General features: G+C 55.8%; 22 protein-coding genes and 4 tRNA genes. All 26 read left to right on the top strand.

Annotated elements, in window-relative coordinates; all coding sequences use genetic code 11:
• Nucleotides 1-87 precede the first annotated feature (87 nt).
• The 26 genes from birA to rplV all read left to right on the top strand — a co-directional run bounded on the left by birA (nucleotide 88) and on the right by rplV (nucleotide 22911).
• A complete protein-coding gene (birA, locus tag ACEN8Z_RS28925; protein WP_495596396.1) occupies nucleotides 88-1047 on the top strand; it encodes a bifunctional biotin--[acetyl-CoA-carboxylase] ligase/biotin operon repressor BirA in 960 nt (319 codons plus the stop codon).
• On the top strand, nucleotides 1037-1786 hold the full coding sequence (locus ACEN8Z_RS28920) for a pantothenate kinase (protein ID WP_495596395.1): 750 nt from the start codon (nucleotides 1037-1039) through the stop codon (nucleotides 1784-1786). The genes birA and ACEN8Z_RS28920 overlap by 11 nt, the downstream gene beginning before the upstream one ends.
• A gap of 7 nt (nucleotides 1787-1793) precedes the next feature.
• Entirely contained in the window at nucleotides 1794-2234 is a 441-nt protein-coding gene (locus ACEN8Z_RS28915) for a hypothetical protein (protein WP_495596394.1), read from the top strand.
• Between the two features lie 143 nt (nucleotides 2235-2377).
• Nucleotides 2378-2462: transfer RNA gene (locus ACEN8Z_RS28910), tRNA-Tyr, on the top strand.
• Nucleotides 2463-2486: 24 nt separating this feature from the next.
• Nucleotides 2487-2560, top strand: a tRNA-Gly gene (locus tag ACEN8Z_RS28905).
• A gap of 26 nt (nucleotides 2561-2586) precedes the next feature.
• Nucleotides 2587-2662 (top strand) — tRNA-Thr (locus ACEN8Z_RS28900).
• Nucleotides 2663-2835: 173 nt separating this feature from the next.
• A tRNA-Trp gene (locus tag ACEN8Z_RS28895) sits at nucleotides 2836-2911 on the top strand.
• Between the two features lie 45 nt (nucleotides 2912-2956).
• Nucleotides 2957-3325, top strand: a complete 369-nt coding sequence (gene secE / locus ACEN8Z_RS28890; RefSeq protein WP_007984402.1) for a preprotein translocase subunit SecE — start codon at nucleotides 2957-2959, stop codon at nucleotides 3323-3325.
• Nucleotides 3326-3334: 9 nt separating this feature from the next.
• Nucleotides 3335-3868, top strand: a complete 534-nt coding sequence (gene nusG / locus ACEN8Z_RS28885; protein WP_007984405.1) for a transcription termination/antitermination protein NusG — start codon at nucleotides 3335-3337, stop codon at nucleotides 3866-3868.
• 117 nt (nucleotides 3869-3985) lie between these two features.
• Nucleotides 3986-4417, top strand: coding sequence for a 50S ribosomal protein L11 (gene rplK / locus ACEN8Z_RS28880; protein ID WP_007933726.1), 432 nt, complete (start codon nucleotides 3986-3988; stop codon nucleotides 4415-4417).
• Nucleotides 4417-5112: a 50S ribosomal protein L1 gene (gene rplA, locus ACEN8Z_RS28875; protein ID WP_003186095.1), complete on the top strand. Its 696-nt coding sequence runs from the start codon at nucleotides 4417-4419 to the stop codon at nucleotides 5110-5112. Before rplK ends, rplA begins: the two co-directional genes overlap by 1 nt.
• Before the next feature lie 198 nt (nucleotides 5113-5310).
• Entirely contained in the window at nucleotides 5311-5811 is a 501-nt protein-coding gene (rplJ, locus tag ACEN8Z_RS28870; protein ID WP_007970413.1) for a 50S ribosomal protein L10, read from the top strand.
• 75 nt (nucleotides 5812-5886) lie between these two features.
• Nucleotides 5887-6252 carry a 50S ribosomal protein L7/L12 gene (gene rplL, locus ACEN8Z_RS28865; protein ID WP_007970414.1) on the top strand — a complete coding sequence of 122 codons (366 nt, stop codon included), beginning with the start codon at nucleotides 5887-5889 and terminating at the stop codon, nucleotides 6250-6252.
• Nucleotides 6253-6472: 220 nt separating this feature from the next.
• A complete protein-coding gene (gene rpoB / locus ACEN8Z_RS28860; protein WP_007984407.1) occupies nucleotides 6473-10546 on the top strand; it encodes a DNA-directed RNA polymerase subunit beta in 4074 nt (1357 codons plus the stop codon).
• 64 nt (nucleotides 10547-10610) lie between these two features.
• The gene (rpoC, locus tag ACEN8Z_RS28855) at nucleotides 10611-14810 is read left to right on the top strand and encodes a DNA-directed RNA polymerase subunit beta' (protein ID WP_007984408.1); all 4200 of its coding nucleotides are present in this window, start codon (nucleotides 10611-10613) and stop codon (nucleotides 14808-14810) included.
• A 216-nt stretch (nucleotides 14811-15026) separates the two neighbouring features.
• On the top strand, nucleotides 15027-15398 hold the full coding sequence (gene rpsL, locus ACEN8Z_RS28850) for a 30S ribosomal protein S12 (protein WP_003186084.1): 372 nt from the start codon (nucleotides 15027-15029) through the stop codon (nucleotides 15396-15398).
• A gap of 108 nt (nucleotides 15399-15506) precedes the next feature.
• Nucleotides 15507-15980 carry a 30S ribosomal protein S7 gene (gene rpsG, locus ACEN8Z_RS28845; protein ID WP_007994653.1) on the top strand — a complete coding sequence of 158 codons (474 nt, stop codon included), beginning with the start codon at nucleotides 15507-15509 and terminating at the stop codon, nucleotides 15978-15980.
• 30 nt (nucleotides 15981-16010) lie between these two features.
• Nucleotides 16011-18116: an elongation factor G gene (gene fusA, locus ACEN8Z_RS28840; RefSeq protein ID WP_007984410.1), complete on the top strand. Its 2106-nt coding sequence runs from the start codon at nucleotides 16011-16013 to the stop codon at nucleotides 18114-18116.
• A gap of 30 nt (nucleotides 18117-18146) precedes the next feature.
• Nucleotides 18147-19340: an elongation factor Tu gene (gene tuf / locus ACEN8Z_RS28835; protein WP_007984412.1), complete on the top strand. Its 1194-nt coding sequence runs from the start codon at nucleotides 18147-18149 to the stop codon at nucleotides 19338-19340.
• A 157-nt stretch (nucleotides 19341-19497) separates the two neighbouring features.
• The gene (gene rpsJ / locus ACEN8Z_RS28830; RefSeq protein WP_003186070.1) at nucleotides 19498-19809 is read left to right on the top strand and encodes a 30S ribosomal protein S10; all 312 of its coding nucleotides are present in this window, start codon (nucleotides 19498-19500) and stop codon (nucleotides 19807-19809) included.
• 80 nt (nucleotides 19810-19889) lie between these two features.
• On the top strand, nucleotides 19890-20525 hold the full coding sequence (gene rplC, locus ACEN8Z_RS28825; RefSeq protein WP_003186059.1) for a 50S ribosomal protein L3: 636 nt from the start codon (nucleotides 19890-19892) through the stop codon (nucleotides 20523-20525).
• A 12-nt stretch (nucleotides 20526-20537) separates the two neighbouring features.
• Complete coding sequence (rplD, locus tag ACEN8Z_RS28820) at nucleotides 20538-21140, top strand: 50S ribosomal protein L4 (protein ID WP_003228735.1); 603 nt, start codon at nucleotides 20538-20540, stop codon at nucleotides 21138-21140.
• Nucleotides 21137-21436 (top strand): 50S ribosomal protein L23, encoded by a 300-nt coding sequence (gene rplW, locus ACEN8Z_RS28815; RefSeq protein ID WP_002555488.1) that lies wholly within the window; start codon nucleotides 21137-21139, stop codon nucleotides 21434-21436. The genes rplD and rplW overlap by 4 nt, the downstream gene beginning before the upstream one ends.
• A 14-nt stretch (nucleotides 21437-21450) precedes the next feature.
• On the top strand, nucleotides 21451-22275 hold the full coding sequence (gene rplB / locus ACEN8Z_RS28810) for a 50S ribosomal protein L2 (RefSeq protein WP_003186055.1): 825 nt from the start codon (nucleotides 21451-21453) through the stop codon (nucleotides 22273-22275).
• 16 nt (nucleotides 22276-22291) lie between these two features.
• On the top strand, nucleotides 22292-22567 hold the full coding sequence (gene rpsS / locus ACEN8Z_RS28805; RefSeq protein ID WP_002555486.1) for a 30S ribosomal protein S19: 276 nt from the start codon (nucleotides 22292-22294) through the stop codon (nucleotides 22565-22567).
• Between the two features lie 11 nt (nucleotides 22568-22578).
• The gene (gene rplV, locus ACEN8Z_RS28800; protein WP_003103908.1) at nucleotides 22579-22911 is read left to right on the top strand and encodes a 50S ribosomal protein L22; all 333 of its coding nucleotides are present in this window, start codon (nucleotides 22579-22581) and stop codon (nucleotides 22909-22911) included.
• Nucleotides 22912-22914: the final 3 nt, after the last annotated feature.

Raw genomic sequence — 22914 nt, 5'->3', positions numbered from 1 at the left:
TCCGCGGGAAAGTCACGGCTACCGGATTTCTATGCAATCGCTCGGTGCGTGGCTATCATGCGGGCCTCATTGTGAGGCGAGACCTGCATGCTGACGTTGTTAAAGCTTCTTAAAGATGGCCGATTCCATTCGGGTCAAGCATTGGGTGCTGCCCTGGGTATCAGTCGTAGTGCTGTGTGGAAGCAGCTTCAGCATTTGGAGGCTGAGCTGGGTTTGTCTATTCATAAGGTTCGTGGGCGCGGCTATCAATTGTCCGCGCCATTAGCGCTGCTCGATCCTGCCGAGATAAGCGCTCAGGCGCTTTCTGGCGACTGGCCCGTTCAGGTTTACGACTCAATCGACTCCACGAACGCCGAGGCACTGCGTGCTATCGAGCGGGGGCAGGCGGCGCCGTTTGTTGTGCTTTCGGAGCGGCAGACGGCCGGTCGAGGGCGACGGGGGCGCAAGTGGGTCAGTCCATTCGCAGAAAACGTCTATTACAGCCTTGTACTACGCATTGATGGTGGGATGCGCCAGTTGGAGGGCTTGAGTCTTGTCGTTGGGCTCGCTGTTTTGCAGACGTTGCGTGAGCTCGGTATTGCAGCCGCTGGATTGAAGTGGCCTAACGATGTCCTCGTGGGCCAGAAGAAAATCGCGGGAATATTGCTCGAGTTGGTTGGTGACCCTGCTGATGTGTGCCACGTGGTTCTGGGGGTTGGAATCAATGTGAATATGCAGTCCGCTGACGAGGTGGACCAGCAATGGACATCCATGCGGCTCGAGTCAGGCAAAATGTTTGATCGCAACCAATTGGTCGCTGTGTTGGGGGGGATGCTGCAGCGATACCTGGCTCGTCATCAGGCGGGTGGTTTCTTGGTCATCCAGTCAGAGTGGGAGCAAAATCATCTGTGGCAGGGGCGAAGCGTGTCGTTGATTGCCGGTGTCAATCAAATTGACGGTGAGGTGCTTGGTATTGATGGCCAGGGCGCCTTGCGCCTGAAGGTGGATGGTGTGGAGAAGGTCTTCAGTGGTGGTGAGTTGAGCCTGAGGTTGCGTGATGATTCTTGAGCTCGATTGTGGGAATAGTTTCATCAAATGGCGTGTACTTGCCGTTGATGCTGGGCAGGTGCTTGGTGAGGGGGTCGTCGATTCCGGGCTCGCATTGCTTGAGGGGTTGGGGGCAATCAAAGGGCTTGCACTCACGTTTTGCCGGCTGGTGAGCGTCAGGACCGCGGAGGAAACCGCTGCTCTGACGTCTTTGCTCGGGGGTACCTTTGATATGCCGGTTGTGTGCGCAACGCCTGCGCGTGAAATGTCGGGTGTGCGCAATGGCTATGAGGAGTTTGAACGGCTGGGTCTGGATCGGTGGCTTGCAATGCTTGGAGGCTTTCATCTGGCTTCAGGTGCGTGCCTGGTGCTCGACTTCGGTACGGCCGTGACTGCCGACTTTATCGCGGCGGATGGAGAGCACCTGGGTGGTTTCATCTGTCCTGGGATGCCGTTGATGCGCAATCAATTGCGCACCCACACGCGCAAAATTCGTTATGGGGATCTGGCGGCCGAGCAGGCTCTGGAAAGTCTTGTCCCGGGTCGCGCGACTGTCGAGGCTGTAGAGCGTGGTTGTTTGTTGATGTTACGCGGCTTCGTACTGACTCAGCTCGAGTTGGCGCGCAGCTACTGGGGGGAGGACTTTGTCGTATTCCTCACTGGGGGGGATGCGAGCCTGGTTTCTGAGATCGTGCCTCGGGCCAGGGTTGTTCCGGACTTGGTGTTTGTCGGATTGGCCATGGCCTGTCCCTTGTCCTGAGGTTTTTATGCGTTGGTTGTTTCTGCTGCTGCTCGTCCTCAATGGGTTCTACTACATCTGGCATCAACAGGAGGCTCCTCTGCGCGCGAAGGATGTCACGCCTTTGAGTCTGTATCGCGGGTCTCAACAAGATATCCGCTTGTTGAGCGAAGCAAGTGATGTATCCAAAGATAAGGGTAAAGCTGTCTCGACAGACAATGGCTGCCTTTATCTGGGGGGCTATACACGCCAGGAGGCCGCGCAGGCGGTTGAGCGGCGGTTGAGCGGGATGGAGGTCAAGTATCAGTCCCTGCCGAAAGCTGCGGCGGAAGGAGCGGGGTATTGGGTGCGTATTGCCCCGGAAAGCCGGCGCTGGCTGGACGATCTGCAGCTGCAAAACCTTTCTAAAGAATTCAATGAGTTAAAACATAAAATAATGCCGTGCGAGGGGGTTGCACCCACCGAATAGTTTGCATAGAATGGCGCCCGCTCCACAGCGAACACCGGAAACGGTTAACGAAGTGAAGCGAGGTCAACGCAGCTAAGCTCAGGTTTTTAATGAGAAAAATGCTTGACAGAAGGCTGGCATGATGTAGAATGCCGGCTCGCTTAGGAGGGGTTCCCGAGCGGCCAAAGGGATCAGACTGTAAATCTGACGTCTACGACTTCGAAGGTTCGAATCCTTCCCCCTCCACCATTTTTAGCGAGAGCTGTAAGCCTCGCGGGTATAGTTTAGTGGTAGAACCTCAGCCTTCCAAGCTGATGATGCGGGTTCGATTCCCGCTACCCGCTCCAAGTTTACAGGTTTTGCACAGTGTTACGCTCTTGTAGCTCAGTTGGTAGAGCACACCCTTGGTAAGGGTGAGGTCAGCGGTTCAAATCCGCTCAAGAGCTCCATATAACAAGGCAGATATGAAAATATCTGCCTTTGTTTTAGGTGGTTGTGGTTGCGCCTCGTTGTGTTTTCGGGGTTGCCGGTATCGCAGATGCTGGTGTTGCAGTCGGGATTGCCTGGTAGGTGTTGTAAAGTCTTTTTCGGGTCGGCATAATGGTCGGCCTGATTTTGTTTTAGGTCAGTAGCTCAATTGGCAGAGCGACGGTCTCCAAAACCGTAGGTTGGGGGTTCGATTCCCTCCTGACCTGCCAGATTCACTCGGTGTGTCTGGCTTTCTTTTCACAGGATCTTCATAGATGACTCCTAAAGCTGAAGCTCAAGGCTCTCGTTTCGACCTCCTCAAGTGGCTTGTAGTAGTCGCTCTGGTGGTTGTTGGCGTTGTTGGCAATCAGTACTTTTCTGCTTCGCCGATCCTGTACCGCGTACTCGCATTGCTTGCTATTGCTGCTGTAGCTGCCTTTGTAGGCCTGCAGACGGTCAAGGGCAAGTCTTTCTTTGTACTGGTTAAGGAAGCCCGCACCGAAATTCGTAAAGTCGTTTGGCCAACTCGCCAAGAAACCACGCAGACCACGTTGATCGTTGTGGCTGTTGTCCTGGTTATGGCGTTGCTGTTGTGGGGGCTTGATTCCCTGCTCGGCTGGCTTGTTTCCTTGATTGTCGGCTAAGGGTGTCCCGTGGCTAAGCGTTGGTATGTTGTGCATGCTTACTCCGGTTACGAGAAGCATGTAATGCGCTCGCTGATCGAGCGCGTAAAGCTGGCCGGTATGGAAGACGGCTTCGGCGAGATTCTGGTTCCCACTGAAGAAGTGGTTGAAATGCGCAATGGCCAGAAGCGCAAAAGCGAACGCAAATTCTTCCCTGGCTACGTGCTGGTACAGATGGATATGAACGAGGGTACTTGGCACTTGGTCAAGGATACTCCTCGGGTGATGGGTTTCATCGGCGGTACCGCCGACAAGCCTGCACCGATCACCGATAAGGAAGCAGAAGCGATTCTGCGCCGCGTTGCTGACGGTAGCGACAAGCCGAAGCCGAAGACGTTGTTCGAGCCGGGCGAGTCGGTGCGTGTCAATGACGGTCCATTCGCGGACTTTACTGGTGTTGTTGAAGAAGTTAACTACGAAAAGAGCCGGATTCAGGTCGCAGTGCTCATTTTCGGTCGCTCTACTCCGGTGGAGCTCGAGTTCAGCCAGGTCGAAAAGGTCTAGCTGAGCAAAAATCCCAACCCCGCAGCCGTAGGCTGTGGGGTTTTGTCGTCACTGGGATAAACGCGCAAGTAACCGGGGAGCCTCTCGAGGCGTTCGAACCCGTAATTGGAGTGCCTCATGGCCAAGAAGATTACCGCTTACATCAAGCTGCAAGTGAAGGCCGCTCAGGCTAACCCAAGCCCACCTGTTGGTCCTGCTCTGGGTCAGCACGGCGTGAACATCATGGAATTCTGCAAGGCTTTCAACGCCCGTACCCAGGGTCTTGAGCCAGGTCTGCCGACTCCAGTGATCATCACTGTCTACAGCGACCGTAGCTTCACTTTCGAAACCAAATCCACCCCTGCTTCGGTTCTGCTGAAGAAGGCGGCCGGTCTGACCAGCGGTTCCGCTCGTCCGAACACCGTTAAGGTTGGCACCGTAACTCGTGCTCAGCTGGAAGAAATCGCGAAAACCAAAAACGCGGATCTGACTGCAGCTGATATGGAAGCAGCCGTGCGTACTATCGCCGGTTCTGCTCGTAGCATGGGCCTTAACGTGGAGGGTGTGTAATGGCTAAGCTGACCAAGCGTCAAAAGGCTATCGCCGGCAAAATCGAAGCAGGCAAGGCCTACAACTTTGTAGACGCCGCTGCTCTGCTGGCCGAGCTGTCGACTGTCAAGTTCAGCGAGTCGTTCGACGTAGCTGTAAACCTGGGTGTTGACCCGCGTAAATCCGACCAGGTCGTTCGTAGCGCTACTGTGCTGCCACACGGCACTGGCAAGACCGTTCGCGTTGCTGTGTTCACCCAGGGTCCAGCTGCTGAAGCCGCTCTGGCTGCCGGCGCTGACCGTGTAGGCATGGACGACCTGGCTGCCGAAATGAAAGGCGGCGACCTGAACTATGACGTCGTGATCGCATCCCCGGATGCCATGCGCGTTGTGGGTCAGTTGGGTCAGATCCTCGGTCCACGTGGTCTGATGCCTAACCCTAAAGTCGGCACCGTGACTCCAGACGTAGCTACCGCGGTTAAAAACGCCAAGGCTGGTCAGGTTCGTTATCGCACCGACAAAAACGGCATCATCCACACTTCCGTTGGCAAGATCGGCTTCGACGCCGTCAAGCTGAAGGAAAACGTTGAAGCCCTGATCGCTGATCTGAAGCGTATCAAGCCAGCTTCCTCGAAAGGCATTTACGTCAAGCGCGTTACCCTGAGCACCACTATGGGCCCAGGTCTGGTCATCGACCAAAGCTCGCTCGACGCGTAAGACAAAGATTGGCGCAAGCGATTGCGCCAATTGAAAAATTGGGGTCCCTGCCTGGCGGGGGCTATCCAAGACCGTAGGCGACGCAAGTCTTAAACCACAAGCCTACGCAGATGGTGCTCCCGGTTCCTTACCGAATCAGACACCAAAACGACATCCGGTTTCGACCAGATGAAACGGTAACAAGCAGGAGTTAAACCCGTGGCAATTAAACTCGAAGACAAGAAGGCCATCGTCGCTGAAGTCAACGAGGCTGCCAAAGTCGCTCTGTCCGCTGTCGTGGCTGATGCCCGTGGCGTAACAGTAGGCGCGATGACCGGACTCCGTAAAGAGGCTCGTGAAGCTGGCGTTTACGTACGTGTTGTACGTAACACCCTGCTCAAGCGCGCTGTTGCTGACACTGAATTCAGTGTTCTCAACGACGTGTTCACCGGCCCTACCCTGATTGCGTTCTCCAAAGAACATCCAGGCGCTGCTGCCCGGATCTTCAAGGAATTCGCAAAGGGTCAGGACAAGTTCGAGATCAAGGCAGCTGCGTTCGAGGGCAAGTTCCTCGCAGCTAACCAAATCGACGTACTGGCAACTCTGCCGACCCGTGACGAAGCAATTTCTCAGCTGATGAGCGTGATTCAAGGCGCTACCAGCAAATTGGCTCGTACTCTGGCGGCAATTCGCGACCAGAAAGAAGCTGCTGCAGCCTAAGGCTCGTCAACTTCTCGCGTTTTTTGTTTTTTTCGATGGTCGCGTAGGCCGTCCCCAATATCAGGAATTAGATTCATGTCTATCTCTCAGAACGATATCCTTGAAGCCGTTGGCAACATGTCCGTAATGGAAGTTGTTGAACTGATCAAAGCTTTCGAAGAAAAATTCGGCGTTACCGCTGCTGCTGCATCGGCTGGTCCAGCTGTTGCTGCTGCCGTTGCTGAAGAGCAAACCGAATTCAACGTCATGCTGACCGAAGCTGGCGAGAAGAAAGTTAACGTGATCAAGGCTGTACGTGAACTGACCGGTCTGGGCCTGAAAGAAGCCAAGGCTGTAGTTGACGGCGCACCTGCCATGGTTCTGGAAGCTGTTGCCAAAGACGCAGCTGACAAAGCCAAAGCAGCTCTGGAAGAAGCAGGCGCTAAAGTCGAGCTGAAGTAAGCATCGACTTTGCTCCTCCAGCCCGAGCGTTAAGCGACAGGCTGATGGCTGGTGGCTCTTGCCACCGGCCTTTTTCCGTTATTGGCAGCCGGCTCGGTCGGTGCCGATAACGTGCTGTAACCACCCGATGCGGTGGCGCAAACCATGGGGTTTGCACGATTTTCTGGCTGCTCCCGTCGGGAGGGGCCAAACAAGCAGGTGACCAAGCTGGGGAACGCTGATGGCTTACTCATATACTGAGAAAAAACGTATCCGCAAGGACTTTAGCAAGTTGCCGGACGTCATGGATGTGCCGTACCTCCTGGCCATCCAGCTGGATTCGTATCGTGAATTCTTGCAAGCGGGAGCGACTAAAGATCAGTTCCGCGACGTGGGCCTGCATGCGGCCTTCAAATCCGTTTTCCCGATCATCAGCTACTCCGGCAATGCTGCGCTGGAGTACGTCGGTTATCGCCTGGGCGAACCGGCATTTGATGTCAAAGAATGCGTATTGCGCGGTGTAACTTACGCCGTACCTTTGCGGGTAAAAGTGCGCCTGATCATTTTCGACAAAGAGTCGTCGAACAAAGCGATCAAGGACATCAAAGAGCAAGAAGTCTACATGGGTGAAATCCCCCTGATGACTGAGAACGGTACCTTCGTAATCAACGGTACCGAGCGTGTAATCGTTTCCCAGCTGCACCGTTCCCCGGGCGTGTTCTTCGACCACGACCGTGGCAAGACGCACAGCTCCGGTAAGCTGCTGTACTCCGCGCGCATCATTCCTTACCGCGGTTCGTGGCTGGACTTCGAGTTCGACCCGAAAGACTGCGTATTCGTGCGTATCGACCGTCGTCGCAAGCTGCCTGCATCGGTACTGCTGCGCGCGCTGGGCTATACCACCGAAGAAGTGCTGGACGCGTTCTACACCACCAACGTATTCCACGTGAAGGGCGAGACCCTGAGCCTGGAGCTGGTGCCTCAGCGTCTGCGCGGTGAAATCGCTGTCCTCGATATTCAGGACGACAAAGGCAAGGTTATTGTCGAGCAGGGTCGTCGTATCACCGCTCGCCACATCAACCAGTTGGAAAAAGCCGGGATCAAAGAGCTGGATGTGCCTCTGGACTACGTCCTGGGTCGTACAACCGCCAAGGTCATCGTGCATCCGGCAACCGGCGAAATCCTGGCAGAGTGCAACACCGAGCTGAACACCGAGATCCTGGCCAAAATCGCCAAGGCTCAGGTTGTTCGCATCGAAACTCTGTACACCAACGATATCGACTGCGGTCCGTTCGTCTCCGACACTCTGAAGATCGACTCCACCAGCAACCAATTGGAAGCGCTGGTCGAGATCTATCGCATGATGCGTCCAGGCGAGCCGCCAACCAAAGACGCTGCCGAGACCCTGTTCAACAACCTGTTCTTCAGCCCTGAGCGCTATGACCTGTCTGCGGTCGGCCGGATGAAGTTCAACCGTCGTATCGGTCGTACCGAAATCGAAGGTTCGGGCGTGCTGTGCAAGGAAGACATCGTCGCGGTACTGAAGACCCTGGTCGACATCCGTAACGGTAAAGGCATCGTCGATGACATCGACCACCTGGGTAACCGTCGTGTTCGCTGCGTAGGCGAAATGGCCGAGAACCAGTTCCGCGTTGGCCTGGTACGTGTTGAGCGTGCGGTCAAAGAGCGTCTGTCGATGGCTGAAAGCGAAGGCCTGATGCCGCAAGACCTGATCAACGCCAAGCCAGTGGCTGCGGCGGTGAAAGAGTTCTTCGGTTCCAGCCAGCTGTCCCAGTTCATGGACCAGAACAACCCGCTGTCCGAGATCACCCACAAGCGTCGTGTCTCTGCACTCGGCCCTGGCGGTCTGACTCGTGAGCGTGCCGGCTTTGAAGTTCGTGACGTACACCCGACGCACTACGGTCGTGTTTGCCCGATCGAAACGCCGGAAGGTCCGAACATCGGTCTGATCAACTCCCTGGCTGCCTATGCGCGCACCAACCAGTACGGCTTCCTCGAGAGCCCGTACCGCGTGGTGAAAGACGCTCTGGTCACCGACGAGATCGTGTTCCTGTCTGCCATCGAAGAAGCCGATCACGTGATCGCTCAGGCTTCGGCCACGATGAACGACAAGAAAGTCCTGATCGACGAGCTGGTAGCTGTTCGTCACCTGAACGAATTCACCGTCAAGGCGCCGGAAGACGTCACCTTGATGGACGTTTCGCCGAAGCAGGTAGTTTCGGTTGCTGCGTCGCTGATTCCGTTCCTCGAGCACGACGACGCCAACCGTGCGTTGATGGGTTCGAACATGCAGCGTCAAGCTGTACCAACCTTGCGCGCTGACAAGCCGCTGGTAGGTACCGGCATGGAGCGTAACGTAGCTCGTGACTCCGGCGTTTGCGTCGTGGCTCGTCGTGGCGGCGTGATCGACTCCGTCGACGCCAGCCGTATTGTGGTTCGTGTTGCCGATGACGAAGTTGAAACCGGTGAAGCCGGTGTCGACATCTACAACCTGACCAAGTACACCCGCTCCAACCAGAACACCTGCATCAACCAGCGTCCGCTGGTGCGTAAGGGTGATCGGGTTCAGCGTAGCGACATCATGGCCGACGGCCCGTCCACCGACATGGGTGAACTGGCTCTGGGGCAGAACATGCGCATCGCGTTCATGGCATGGAACGGCTTCAACTTCGAAGACTCCATCTGCCTGTCCGAGCGTGTGGTTCAGGAAGACCGTTTCACCACGATCCACATTCAGGAACTGACCTGTGTGGCCCGTGACACCAAGCTTGGCCCAGAGGAAATCACTGCGGACATCCCGAACGTGGGTGAAGCTGCACTGAACAAGCTGGACGAAGCCGGTATCGTTTACGTAGGTGCTGAAGTTGGCGCAGGCGACATCCTGGTCGGTAAGGTCACTCCGAAAGGCGAGACTCAACTGACTCCGGAAGAAAAACTGCTGCGTGCGATCTTCGGTGAAAAAGCCAGCGACGTTAAAGACACCTCCCTGCGTGTACCTACCGGTACCAAAGGTACTGTCATCGACGTACAGGTCTTCACCCGCGACGGCGTTGAGCGTGATGCTCGTGCCCTGTCGATCGAGAAGTCCCAGCTGGACGAGATCCGCAAGGACCTGAACGAAGAGTTCCGCATCGTTGAAGGTGCTACTTTCGAACGTCTGCGCTCCGCTCTGGTCGGCCACAAAGCCGAAGGCGGCGCCGGTCTGAAGAAAGGCCAGGACATCACCGACGAAGTTCTCGACGGTCTCGAGCACGGCCAGTGGTTCAAGCTGCGCATGGCTGAAGATGCTCTGAACGAGCAGCTCGAGAAGGCTCAGGCCTACATCGTTGATCGTCGCCGTCTGCTGGACGACAAGTTCGAAGACAAGAAGCGCAAACTGCAGCAGGGCGATGACCTGGCTCCAGGCGTGCTGAAAATCGTCAAGGTTTACCTGGCAATCCGTCGTCGCATCCAGCCGGGCGACAAGATGGCCGGTCGTCACGGTAACAAGGGTGTGGTCTCCGTGATCATGCCGGTTGAAGACATGCCGCACGATGCCAATGGCACCCCGGTCGACGTCGTCCTCAACCCGCTGGGCGTACCTTCGCGTATGAACGTCGGTCAGATCCTTGAAACCCACCTGGGCCTCGCGGCCAAAGGTCTGGGCGAGAAGATCAACCGCATGGTTGAAGAGCAGCGCAAGGTTGCCGAGCTGCGTAAATTCCTGCACGAGATCTATAACGAGATCGGCGGTCGTCAGGAAAGCCTCGATGACTTCTCGGACCAGGAAATCCTGGACCTGGCTCAAAACCTGCGTGGCGGCGTTCCAATGGCCACTCCAGTGTTCGACGGCGCCAAGGAAAGCGAAATCAAGGCCATGCTGAAACTGGCAGACCTGCCAGAAAGCGGCCAGATGCAGCTGACCGACGGCCGTACCGGCAACAAGTTCGAGCGCCCGGTTACCGTTGGCTACATGTACATGCTGAAGCTGAACCACTTGGTAGACGACAAGATGCACGCGCGTTCTACCGGTTCGTACAGCCTGGTTACCCAGCAGCCGCTGGGTGGTAAGGCGCAGTTCGGTGGTCAGCGTTTCGGGGAGATGGAGGTCTGGGCACTGGAAGCATACGGTGCCGCTTACACTCTGCAAGAAATGCTCACAGTGAAGTCGGACGATGTGAACGGCCGTACCAAGATGTACAAAAACATCGTGGATGGCGATCACCGTATGGAGCCGGGCATGCCCGAGTCCTTCAACGTGTTGATCAAGGAAATTCGTTCCCTCGGCATCGATATCGATCTGGAAACCGAATAACACGTGACGCGAATCGAGAGCGGGGCAGGATTGCCCGCTCTCTGCTCCGCCAGGAGGAAAGGCCTTGAAAGACCTACTGAATTTGCTGAAAAACCAGGGTCAAGTCGAAGAGTTCGACGCCATCCGTATCGGATTGGCATCGCCTGAGATGATCCGTTCGTGGTCGTTCGGTGAAGTTAAAAAGCCGGAAACCATCAACTACCGTACGTTCAAACCTGAACGTGACGGCCTGTTCTGCGCCAAGATCTTTGGCCCGGTAAAGGATTACGAGTGCCTGTGCGGTAAGTACAAGCGCTTGAAGCACCGTGGTGTGATCTGCGAGAAGTGCGGCGTTGAAGTCGCGCTGGCAAAAGTTCGTCGTGAGCGCATGGCGCACATCGAACTGGCCTCGCCGGTTGCCCACATCTGGTTCCTGAAATCGCTGCCGTCCCGTATCGGCTTGCTGATGGACATGACCCTGCGTGATATCGAACGTGTTCTCTACTTCGAGAGCTATGTCGTTATCGATCCGGGCATGACCACCCTTGAAAAAGGTCAGCTGCTGAACGACGAGCAGTACTTCGAAGCGCTGGAAGAATTCGGCGACGATTTCGATGCCCGCATGGGTGCCGAAGCTGTCCGCGAACTGCTGCACGCTATCGATCTGGAACACGAGATTGGCCGTCTGCGTGAAGAGATTCCGCAAACCAACTCCGAAACCAAAATCAAGAAGCTGTCCAAGCGTCTGAAGTTGATGGAAGCCTTCCAGGGTTCCGGCAACCTGCCAGAGTGGATGGTGCTGACCGTTCTGCCGGTTCTGCCGCCAGATCTGCGTCCACTGGTCCCGCTGGATGGCGGTCGTTTCGCGACTTCCGACCTCAACGATCTGTATCGTCGAGTGATCAACCGTAACAACCGTTTGAAGCGCCTGCTGGATTTGTCCGCTCCGGACATCATCGTGCGCAACGAAAAGCGTATGTTGCAGGAAGCCGTCGACGCACTGCTCGACAACGGTCGTCGTGGCCGCGCTATCACCGGTTCGAACAAGCGTCCTCTGAAGTCCCTGGCTGACATGATCAAGGGTAAGCAGGGTCGTTTCCGTCAGAACTTGCTCGGTAAGCGTGTTGACTACTCCGGTCGTTCGGTAATTACCGTAGGTCCGACCCTGCGTCTGCACCAGTGCGGTCTGCCGAAGAAAATGGCTCTCGAGCTGTTCAAGCCGTTCATTTTCGGCAAGCTGGAAATGCGTGGTCTCGCGACCACCATCAAAGCTGCCAAGAAGATGGTCGAGCGTGAGCTGCCGGAAGTTTGGGACGTTCTCGCTGAAGTGATTCGCGAACACCCGGTTCTTCTCAACCGTGCACCGACCCTTCACCGTCTGGGCATCCAGGCGTTTGAACCGGTACTGATCGAAGGTAAGGCTATCCAGCTGCACCCGCTGGTCTGCGCCGCGTACAACGCCGACTTCGACGGCGACCAAATGGCCGTGCACGTACCGCTGACGCTGGAAGCCCAGCTCGAAGCGCGTGCGTTGATGATGTCGACCAACAACATTCTGTCGCCAGCCAACGGTGAGCCAATCATCGTTCCGTCGCAGGACGTTGTATTGGGTCTGTACTACATGACGCGTGAAGCGATCAACGCCAAGGGCGAAGGTCGTGTGTTCGCGGATCTGCAGGAAGTTGACCGTGTGTTCCGTGCCGGCGAAGCCGCACTGCACGCCAAGGTCAAAGTGCGGATCAACGAAACCGTCAACGACCGTGACGGCGGCAGCGTGACCAACACTCGTATCGTCGACACCACTGTCGGCCGTGCGCTGTTGTTCCAGGTTGTGCCAAAAGGTCTGTCGTATGACGTCGTCAACCTGCCGATGAAGAAAAAGGCGATCTCCAAGCTGATCAACCAGTGCTACCGCGTGGTTGGTCTGAAAGAGACCGTTATCTTCGCTGACCAGTTGATGTACACCGGTTTTGCCTACTCGACCATCTCCGGCGTTTCCATCGGTGTTAACGACTTCGTTATCCCGGATGAAAAAGCCCGCATCATCGGTGCAGCCACCGACGAAGTGAAAGAGATCGAGAGCCAGTACGCCTCCGGCCTGGTAACCCAGGGCGAGAAGTACAACAAAGTGATCGACCTTTGGTCCAAGGCGAACGACGAAGTTTCCAAGGCGATGATGGCCAACCTCTCGAAAGAGAAAGTCATCGACCGTCATGGCGTCGAAGTCGACCAGGAATCTTTCAACTCGATGTACATGATGGCCGACTCGGGTGCGCGGGGTTCCGCAGCACAGATTCGTCAGCTGGCCGGTATGCGTGGCCTGATGGCCAAGCCGGACGGTTCCATCATCGAAACGCCGATTACTGCGAACTTCCGTGAAGGTTTGAGCGTACTTCAGTACTTCATCTCCACTCACGGTGCTCGTAAAGGTCTGGCGGATACCGCGTTGAAAACCGCTAACTCCGGTTACCTGACTCGTCGTCTGGTAGACGTGGCGCAGGATCTGGTTGTAACCGAGATCGATTGCGGCACCGAGCACGGCCTGCTGATGACTCCGCACATTGAAGGCGGTGACGTTGTAGAGCCGTTGGGTGAGCGCGTATTGGGTCGTGTTATTGCCCGTGACGTATTCAAGCCAGGTACCGAGGACGTCATCGTTCCTGCCGGCACCCTGGTAGACGAAAAGTGGGTCGAGTTCATCGAGCTGAACAGCATCGACGAAGTGATCGTGCGTTCGCCGATCAGCTGCGAAACCCGCTACGGCATTTGCGCCAAGTGCTACGGCCGCGATCTGGCTCGTGGTCACCAGGTGAACATCGGTGAAGCGGTCGGCGTTATCGCTGCCCAGTCCATCGGTGAGCCGGGTACCCAGCTGACGATGCGTACGTTCCACATCGGTGGTGCGGCAAGCCGGACCTCCGCAGCCGACAGCGTTCAGGTGAAGAATGGCGGTACCGTCCGTCTGCATAACCTGAAGCACGTTGAGCGAGTGGATGGTCACCTGGTGGCTGTGTCCCGTTCCGGTGAGCTGGCCATCGCTGATGACTTCGGTCGTGAGCGTGAGCGTTACAAGCTGCCGTACGGTGCTGTGATTTCGGTTAAGGAAGGTGACAAGGTCGACGCTGGCGCAATCGTGGCCAAGTGGGATCCGCACACTCACCCGATCGTTACCGAAATGAAAGGTACCGTGACCTACGTGGGCATGGAAGAAGGCATCACGATCAAGCGTCAGACTGACGAATTGACCGGTATGACCAACATTGAAGTACTCGACGCCAAAGATCGTCCAGCTGCCGGTAAGGACATCCGTCCTGCCGTGAAGATGGTCGACGACAACGGCAAGGATCTGTTGCTGCCAGGCACTGACGTAATCGCTCAGTACTTCCTGCCAGCCAACGCCCTGGTCGGTGTAGCGGATGGTGCGAAGATCGCGATCGGTGATGTTATCGCTCGTATCCCGCAAGAAACTTCGAAGACCCGTGACATCACCGGTGGTCTGCCGCGTGTTGCCGACCTGTTCGAAGCCCGTCGTCCGAAAGAAGCGTCGATTCTGGCTGAAGTCAGCGGCACCATCGCGTTCGGTAAAGAGACCAAGGGCAAGCGCCGTCTGGTCATTACCCCGAACGACGGTAGCGATCCGTACGAAGAGCTGATTCCAAAGTGGCGTCACCTGAACGTGTTCGAAGGCGAACAAGTGAACCGCGGCGAAGTTATCTCCGACGGCCCGAGCGATCCACACGACATCCTGCGTCTGCTGGGTGTGAGTGCGCTGGCCAAGTACATCGTTAACGAGATCCAGGACGTTTACCGTCTGCAAGGCGTGAAGATCAACGACAAGCACATCGAGACCATCCTGCGTCAGATGCTGCGTAAAGTTGAGATCGCTGAATCCGGCGATTCCAGTTTCATCAAGGGCGACCAGATGGAATTGACTCACGTACTGGTAGAGAACGAGCGTCTGAGCGGCGAAGACAAGTTTGTCTCCAAGTTCACTCGCGTTCTGCTGGGTATCACCAAGGCGTCGTTGTCCACCGAATCGTTCATCTCGGCGGCTTCCTTCCAGGAAACCACCCGCGTACTGACCGAAGCGGCGGTAACCGGCAAGCGCGATTACCTGCGCGGCCTGAAAGAAAACGTGGTCGTGGGTCGTCTGATCCCGGCCGGTACCGGTCTGGCTTATCACAGCGAGCGTAAGCGCCGCCGTGATGCAGACAAGCCGTTGCGCGTAAGCGCCAGTGAAGTGGAAGCTGCACTGACCGAAGCGCTGAACTCGAGCGGTAACTGAGTTCTGCGGTAAATGAGTGTGAGGCCCTGGTCGCTCCGTTCATCGAATCGAGACAATTTGTCGGGATTGGATGAGCGGGGAGGGCGGGGCCTTGCCTTGACTGGGGGCAAGATCCTCTTTAGACTCTTGTACCCCTAAATTTGGCGGGAACTCGTTCCTGCCATTTTGCTTTTCTTGCAAGACAATAGCGTCGCAAGACAACAGTGGAGCTAGTAGATGGCAACTATCAACCAGCTGGTACGTCAGCCGCGTAAGCGTATCGTCGAGAAATCCGACGTGCCTGCGCTGCAGAACTGCCCGCAACGCCGTGGCGTGTGCACCCGTGTGTACACCACCACGCCGAAAAAACCTAACTCGGCATTGCGTAAAGTATGCCGTGTGCGTCTGACCAACGGTTTCGAGGTTTCCTCGTACATCGGTGGTGAAGGCCACAACCTGCAAGAGCACAGCGTGGTACTGATCCGCGGCGGTCGTGTAAAAGACTTGCCAGGTGTTCGTTACCACACCGTTCGCGGTTCGTTGGATACTTCCGGTGTTAAAGGTCGTAACCAGGGTCGTTCGAAGTACGGTACCAAGCGTCCGAAGTAATCGGTCGTTTTGCAGTATTTAATTTTATTGAGTCGATAAGAGTAAGGTCGGGCACGTATCCACAGGATCTGTCCCGGGCTAACCTGAAGACCGTTTGAGGGCTTATCAATGCCAAGACGTCGCGTAGCAGCCAAGCGTGAGATTCTGGACGATCCGAAATACGGAAGCCAAATCCTCGCCAAATTCATGAACCACGTAATGGAAAGCGGCAAGAAAGCCGTTGCCGAGCGTATCGTTTATGGTGCCCTGGATACCGTGAAGGCTCGTAAGGCCGGCACCGATCCCCTGGAACTCTTCGAAAAAGCACTCGACGCCATCGCTCCGCTGGTCGAAGTGAAGTCGCGCCGCGTTGGTGGTGCTACTTACCAGGTTCCGGTCGAGGTTCGTCCTTCCCGTCGTAACGCTCTGGCAATGCGCTGGTTGGTAGACTACGCCCGCAAGCGCGGCGAGAAGTCTATGGCTCTGCGTTTGGCTGGCGAACTGTTGGACGCTGCCGAAGGTAAAGGTGCTGCAGTTAAGAAGCGTGAAGACGTTCACCGTATGGCTGAAGCCAACAAGGCTTTCTCGCACTACCGCTTCTAATTTTAGCGTCACTCATTTTGCGAGGGCTTTATGGCTCGTACAACACCGATTAATCGCTACCGTAACATTGGTATCGTTGCACACGTGGATGCTGGTAAAACCACCACCACCGAGCGCGTCCTTTTTTACACTGGCAAAAGTCACAAAATGGGCGAGGTGCATGACGGCGCCGCGACCACGGACTGGATGGTGCAGGAGCAGGAGCGTGGTATTACCATTACTTCTGCTGCCATTACCGCCTTCTGGCAGGGTTCTGCGAAGCAGCACAAGGACCAGTACCGTTTCAACGTCATCGATACCCCGGGCCACGTAGACTTCACTATTGAAGTTGAGCGTTCCCTGCGTGTACTCGACGGCGCGGTCGTTGTGTTCTGTGGTACTTCCGGCGTTGAGCCTCAGTCCGAAACCGTATGGCGTCAAGCCAACAAGTACGGTGTTCCACGTATCGTTTACGTGAACAAGATGGACCGTGCCGGTGCGAATTTCCTGCGTGTGATCGCTCAGATCAAGCAGCGTCTGGGTCACACTCCGGTGCCGATCCAGTTGGCTATCGGTTCCGAAGACAACTTCCAGGGTCAGATCGATCTGATGACCATGGAAGCGGTTTACTGGAACGATGCTGACAAGGGCATGACTCCACGTCGCGAAGCTATCCCTGCTGAACTGCAGGAACTGGCTGAAGAGTGGCGCAACAACATGGTTGAGGCTGCGGCCGAAGCCAGCGAAGAACTGATGAACAAGTACCTTGAAGGTGAAGAACTCACCATCGAGGAAATCAAGGGTGCTCTGCGTCAGCGTACTATCGCTGGTGAGATCGTTCTGGCTGTTTGCGGTTCTTCCTTCAAGAACAAGGGTGTTCCCCTGGTTCTCGACGCCGTTATCGACTACCTGCCGGCTCCAACCGACATTCCTGCCATCAAGGGTACTGACCCGGATGACGAGGAAAAGCAAATGGAGCGTCATGCAGACGACAACGAGCCGTTCTCGGCTCTGGCGTTCAAGATCGCTACCGACCCATTCGTGGGTACCTTGACTTTCGTCCGTGTTTACTCGGGCGTGTTGGCCTCCGGCGACGGCGTGATCAACTCGGTCAAAGGCAAGAAAGAGCGCGTGGGTCGTATGGTGCAGATGCACGCAAACGCCCGCGAAGAGATCAAGGAAGTACGCGCTGGTGACATCGCGGCCTTGATCGGCATGAAGGACGTCACCACTGGTGAAACCTTGTGCAACGCTGACAAGCCAATCATCCTGGTTCGCATGGACTTCCCGGAGCCGGTTATTTCGGTTGCCGTTGAGCCTAAGACCAAGGATGACCAGGAAAAAATGGGTATCGCTCTGGGCAAGCTTGCTCAGGAAGACCCGTCTTTCCGCGTCAAGACTGATGAAGAGACTGGTCAAACGATCATCTCTGGCATGGGCGAGCTGCACCTGGACATCCTGGTTGACCGGATGCGCCGTGAGTTCAACGTCGAAGCCAACATCGGTAAGCCTCAGGTTTCGTATCGTGAGCGCATCACGAAGAGCTGCGAAATCGAAGGCAAGTTCGTTCGTCAGTCCGGTGGTCGTGGCCAGTTCGGTCATTGCTGGATCCGTTTTGCTCCTGCTGACGAAGGTCAGGAAGGTCTGCAATTCCTGAACGAAGTAGTGGGTGGTGTGGTTCCTAAGGAATACATCCCGGCGATCCAGAAGGGTATCGAAGAGCAGATGAAGAACGGCGTTGTTGCCGGCTATCCGCTGATCGGCCTGAAGGCTACCGTGTTTGATGGTTCTTACCACGACGTCGACTCGAACGAGATGGCGTTTAAAGTGGCTGCTTCCATGGCGACCAAGCAACTGGCCCAGAAGGGTGGTGGTGAGTTGCTCGAGCCGATCATGGCGGTAGAGGTTGTTACGCCTGAAGACTATATGGGTGACGTGATGGGCGACCTTAACCGTCGTCGCGGCATGATTTTGGGTATGGAAGACACGGTCTCCGGCAAGGTAATTCGCGCTGAAGTTCCGCTGGGCGAGATGTTCGGTTATGCGACCGACGTTCGTTCCATGTCCCAGGGTCGCGCAAGCTACTCTATGGAATTCAAAAAATACAATACAGCTCCGTCGCACATCGTCGAAACTGTAACCAAAAAACAAGGCTGATTCAGTCCTTTAGGCAAGGAGTTAATTGTCGTGGCTAAAGAAAAATTTGATCGTTCCCTACCGCACGTCAACGTTGGCACTATCGGTCACGTTGACCACGGTAAAACCACTCTGACCGCAGCTCTGACTCGCGTTTGCTCCGAAGTTTTCGGTTCCGCAATCGTTGAATTCGACAAGATCGACAGCGCTCCAGAAGAAAAAGCTCGTGGTATCACCATCAACACCGCGCACGTCGAGTACAACTCGAAGATTCGTCACTACGCTCACGTTGACTGCCCAGGTCACGCTGACTATGTGAAGAACATGATCACCGGTGCTGCCCAGATGGACGGTGCGATCCTGGTTTGCTCGGCCGCTGATGGTCCGATGCCACAAACCCGTGAGCACATCCTGCTGTCCCGCCAGGTAGGCGTTCCGTACATCGTGGTTTTCCTGAACAAGGCTGACCTGGTAGACGACGCTGAGCTGTTGGAACTGGTAGAGATGGAAGTGCGCGATCTGCTGAGCACTTACGACTTCCCAGGTGACGACACTCCAATCATCATTGGTTCGGCCCGTATGGCGCTGGAAGGCAAAGATGACAACGAGATGGGCACCACTGCCGTCAAGAAACTGGTCGAAACTCTGGACAGCTACATCCCAGAGCCAGAGCGTGCTATCGACAAGCCGTTCCTGATGCCGATCGAAGACGTATTCTCGATCTCCGGTCGCGGTACTGTTGTAACTGGTCGTATCGAGCGCGGTATCGTTCGCGTTCAGGATGCGCTGGAAATCGTTGGTCTGCGTGACACCACCACCACCACCTGCACCGGTGTTGAAATGTTCCGCAAGCTGCTCGACGAAGGTCGTGCTGGCGAGAACTGCGGCGTTCTGCTGCGTGGTACCAAGCGTGACGACGTTGAGCGTGGCCAGGTTCTGGTCAAGCCAGGTTCGGTTAAGCCGCACACCAAGTTCACCGCAGAAGTTTACGTTCTGAGCAAGGAAGAAGGCGGTCGTCACACTCCGTTCTTCAAAGGCTACCGTCCACAGTTCTACTTCCGTACTACTGACGTGACTGGTAACTGCCAGCTGCCAGAAGGCGTTGAAATGGTAATGCCAGGTGATAACATCCAGATGGAAGTTACCCTGATCAAGACCATCGCAATGGAAGACGGTCTGCGTTTCGCTATCCGTGAAGGCGGTCGTACCGTCGGCGCTGGCGTCGTAGCCAAAATCATCGAGTAAGCATCTCTTTTGAGATAGCTTCGATGCTTTGAAAAGCCCCCGCTCAGCGGGGGCTTTTTTATTGGGTTGACACCCATCTGGGGCGTCTATAGAATTGCGCCTCCTTTTAACGGGCGTATTGCGCCCGGTGGGAATAGCAGCCGGAGTCTGAAATCCAATGCAAAATCAGCAAATCCGTATCAGGTTGAAGGCTTTCGACCATCGCCTGATCGACCAATCAACCCAGGAAATCGTGGAAACCGCGAAACGTACTGGTGCTCAAGTGCGTGGTCCAATTCCACTGCCTACCCGTAAAGAGCGGTTCACTGTTCTGGTCTCCCCGCACGTCAACAAAGACGCGCGTGACCAGTACGAGATCCGTACTCATAAGCGTGTTCTGGACATCGTCCAGCCAACGGATAAAACCGTTGATGCTCTTATGAAGCTTGATCTTGCGGCCGGTGTGGAAGTGCAGATCAGCCTCGGCTAAGACTCGGTCTTAGTCGTGTAACGCTCTGAAATGGGCGGCCATAGCGGGTGAAAGCCCCGTACACTCATGAGGTTTACAACATGACTATTGGTGTAGTCGGTCGTAAATGCGGTATGACCCGTATTTTCACCGAAGAAGGTGTCTCCATTCCGGTCACGGTCATTGAGATCGAGCCGAATCGCGTCACCCAGTTCAAAACTGAAGAGACCGATGGCTATCGTGCAGTGCAAGTCACTGTCGGCGAGCGTCGTGCTTCGCGTGTAACAGCAGCTCAGGCTGGCCACTTCGCTAAAGCGAACGTTGCCGCTGGTCGTACCGTAATGGAATTCCGCCTTGAAGAAGGCGAGTACCAGGCCGGCGATCTGATCAACGCTGAAATCTTCGCCGCTGGTCAACTGGTTGATGTAACCGGTCAGTCCAAGGGTAAAGGCTTCCAGGGTACGATCAAGCGTTGGAATTTCCGCGGGCAAGATAACACCCACGGTAACTCCGTATCCCACCGCGTTCCAGGCTCTATCGGCCAGTGCCAGACTCCTGGTCGTGTATTCAAGGGCAAAAAAATGTCCGGTCATATGGGCGCTGAGCGCGTGACCGTGCAGTCCCTCGAAGTAGTGCGCGTGGACGCTGAACGCAATCTGTTGTTGGTCAAGGGCGCTGTTCCTGGCGCTACTGGCGGCAACTTGGTTGTACGTCCAGCAGCCAAGGCTCGCGGTTAAGGGGAAGCTGACATGCAATTAAATGTAAATGACGCTCAAGCGATCGAAGTTTCCGAACTGACATTTGGCGGCGAATTCAACGAGACGCTGGTTCACCAAGCAGTCGTGGCCTACATGGCCGGCGGCCGTCAGGGTTCCAAGCAGCAAAAGACCCGTTCCGACGTTCGTGGTGGCGGCAAGCGCCCATGGCGTCAGAAAGGTACTGGCCGTGCTCGTGCCGGTACTATCCGTAGCCCAATCTGGCGTGGCGGCGGTACCACTTTCGCAGCTCGTCCTCAGGATCACTCCCAGAAGCTGAACAAGAAGATGTATCGCGCAGCAATGCGTTCCATCCTTGCTGAGCTGGTGCGTACTGATCGTCTGGTCGTGGTTCAGGATTTCGCCGTTGAAACGCCGAAAACCAAAGACCTGCTGGGCAAACTGAACAACATGAGCCTGACCGACGTTCTGATCGTGTCCGACGCTGTTGATCAGAACCTGTACCTGGCTGCTCGTAACCTGCCACACGTAGATGTACGTGACGTGCAAGGTTCCGATCCAGTTAGTCTGATCGCATACGACAAGGTGTTGATCACCGTGTCGGCCGTGAAGAAATTCGAGGAGCTGCTGGGATGAACCAGGAACGCGTATTTAAAGTTCTGCTTGGCCCGCACGTTTCCGAGAAGGCTACGGTTCTGGCAGACAAGAAAGGCCAGTTCGTTTTCAAGGTTGCTACTGACGCAACCAAGCTGGAAATCAAGAAGGCCGTCGAAAGCCTGTTCAGCGTGAAAGTAGAGCGTGTTACTACCCTGAACGTTCTGGGTAAGAGCAAGCGCACTGCTCGCGGTCTGGGCAAGCGTAATGACTGGAAGAAGGCAGTTATCTCCCTTCAGCCAGGCCAAGATCTCGATTTCAGCAGCAGTGCTGAGTAAGGAAGGGGTGCATCATGGCAATCGTTAAATGCAAACCGACTTCCCCTGGCCGCCGTTTTGTGGTCAAGGTGGTCAACCAGGAGCTGCATAAAGGCGCTCCTCACGCACCGCTGCTCGAGAAGAAATCGAAGTCTGGTGGTCGTAACAACAATGGCCGTATTACCACTCGTCACATCGGTGGTGGTCATAAGCAGCATTATCGTCTGGTCGACTTCCGTCGCAACGACAAAGATGGCATCGCTGCCACTGTCGAGCGTATCGAATACGATCCAAACCGTACTGCTCACATCGCTCTGCTGCTGTACGCAGATGGCGAGCGTCGCTACATCATCGCCCCTAAAGGCGTGAGCGCTGGCGACCAGCTGATCGCAGGTGCCTTGGCGCCGATCAAGCCGGGCAACGCTCTGCAACTGCGTAACATTCCAGTTGGTAGCACCGTACACGGCATCGAATTGAAGCCAGGTAAGGGCGCTCAGATCGCTCGTTCCGCTGGTGCTTCGGCTCAGCTGATCGCCCGTGAAGGCGTTTACGTGACCCTGCGTCTGCGTTCTGGTGAGATGCGTAAAGTGCTGGCTGAATGCCGTGCGACCCTGGGCGAAGTCTCGAACTCCGAGCACAGCCTGCGTTCGCTGGGTAAAGCTGGTGCCAAACGCTGGCGTGGCGTTCGCCCAACCGTTCGTGGTGTTGCCATGAACCCGGTTGACCACCCACATGGTGGTGGTGAAGGTCGTACCTCTGGTGGTCGTCATCCGGTATCGCCATGGGGCTTCCCGACTAAGGGCGCGAAGACTCGTGGTAATAAGCGTACCGACAAAATGATCGTCCGTCGTCGCAAGTAAATAGAGGGATACGACAGTGCCACGTTCTCTGAAAAAAGGTCCTTTTATCGATCTTCACCTACTGAAGAAGATCGAAGTGGCGGCGGAAAAGAACGATCGCAAACCGGTGAAAACCTGGTCGCGTCGTTCGATGATCCTGCCACAAATGGTCGGTCTGACCATCGCAGTACACAACGGTCGTCAGCACGTCCCAGTTCTCGTGAACGAAGACATGGTCGGCCACAAACTGGGCGAGTTCGCCGGTACCCGCACTTATCGCGGGCACGTGGCAGACAAGAAAGCCAAGCGTTAAGGGGTTAGGAAATGGAAGTAGCCGCTAAGTTGTCGGGCGCTCGAATCTCCGCCCAGAAAGCCCGCTTGGTCGCCGACCAGATCCGCGGGAAGAAGGTGGGCGAAGCGCTCAACCTGTTGGCTTTCAGCAGTAAGAAAGCCGCCGAGATCATGAAGAAAGTGCTGGAGTCGGCCGTAGCCAACGCCGAGCATAACGAAGGCGCAGACGTTGATGACCTGAAGGTCAGCACTGTTTTCGTCAACGAAGGGCGTTCGCTGAAGCGCATCATGCCACGTGCCAAAGGCCGTGCTGATCGCATCGTCAAGCGGTCTTGCCATATCACTGTCAAGGTTGCTGACAAGTAACGG

The sequence above is a fragment of the Pseudomonas sp. Pseusp10 genome, assembly GCF_059492225.1.
The sequence above is the reverse complement of the archived record's forward strand: the minus strand, read 5'-3'. Positions and strand labels throughout refer to the sequence as shown.

Excerpts from the sequence above, each read along its gene's own strand:
- birA (WP_495596396.1), top strand. The coding sequence starts at position 88 with ATGCTGACGTTGTTAAAGCTTCTTAAAGATGGCCGATTCCATTCGGGT.
- ACEN8Z_RS28920 (WP_495596395.1), top strand. The coding sequence starts at position 1,037 with ATGATTCTTGAGCTCGATTGTGGGAATAGTTTCATCAAATGGCGTGTA.
- ACEN8Z_RS28915 (WP_495596394.1), top strand. The coding sequence starts at position 1,794 with ATGCGTTGGTTGTTTCTGCTGCTGCTCGTCCTCAATGGGTTCTACTAC.
- secE (WP_007984402.1), top strand. The coding sequence starts at position 2,957 with ATGACTCCTAAAGCTGAAGCTCAAGGCTCTCGTTTCGACCTCCTCAAG.
- rplK (WP_007933726.1), top strand. The coding sequence starts at position 3,986 with ATGGCCAAGAAGATTACCGCTTACATCAAGCTGCAAGTGAAGGCCGCT.
- rplA (WP_003186095.1), top strand. The coding sequence starts at position 4,417 with ATGGCTAAGCTGACCAAGCGTCAAAAGGCTATCGCCGGCAAAATCGAA.
- rplL (WP_007970414.1), top strand. The coding sequence starts at position 5,887 with ATGTCTATCTCTCAGAACGATATCCTTGAAGCCGTTGGCAACATGTCC.
- rpoB (WP_007984407.1), top strand. The coding sequence starts at position 6,473 with ATGGCTTACTCATATACTGAGAAAAAACGTATCCGCAAGGACTTTAGC.
- rpsL (WP_003186084.1), top strand. The coding sequence starts at position 15,027 with ATGGCAACTATCAACCAGCTGGTACGTCAGCCGCGTAAGCGTATCGTC.
- rpsG (WP_007994653.1), top strand. The coding sequence starts at position 15,507 with ATGCCAAGACGTCGCGTAGCAGCCAAGCGTGAGATTCTGGACGATCCG.
- fusA (WP_007984410.1), top strand. The coding sequence starts at position 16,011 with ATGGCTCGTACAACACCGATTAATCGCTACCGTAACATTGGTATCGTT.
- rpsJ (WP_003186070.1), top strand. The coding sequence starts at position 19,498 with ATGCAAAATCAGCAAATCCGTATCAGGTTGAAGGCTTTCGACCATCGC.
- rplC (WP_003186059.1), top strand. The coding sequence starts at position 19,890 with ATGACTATTGGTGTAGTCGGTCGTAAATGCGGTATGACCCGTATTTTC.
- rplD (WP_003228735.1), top strand. The coding sequence starts at position 20,538 with ATGCAATTAAATGTAAATGACGCTCAAGCGATCGAAGTTTCCGAACTG.
- rplW (WP_002555488.1), top strand. The coding sequence starts at position 21,137 with ATGAACCAGGAACGCGTATTTAAAGTTCTGCTTGGCCCGCACGTTTCC.
- rplB (WP_003186055.1), top strand. The coding sequence starts at position 21,451 with ATGGCAATCGTTAAATGCAAACCGACTTCCCCTGGCCGCCGTTTTGTG.
- rplV (WP_003103908.1), top strand. The coding sequence starts at position 22,579 with ATGGAAGTAGCCGCTAAGTTGTCGGGCGCTCGAATCTCCGCCCAGAAA.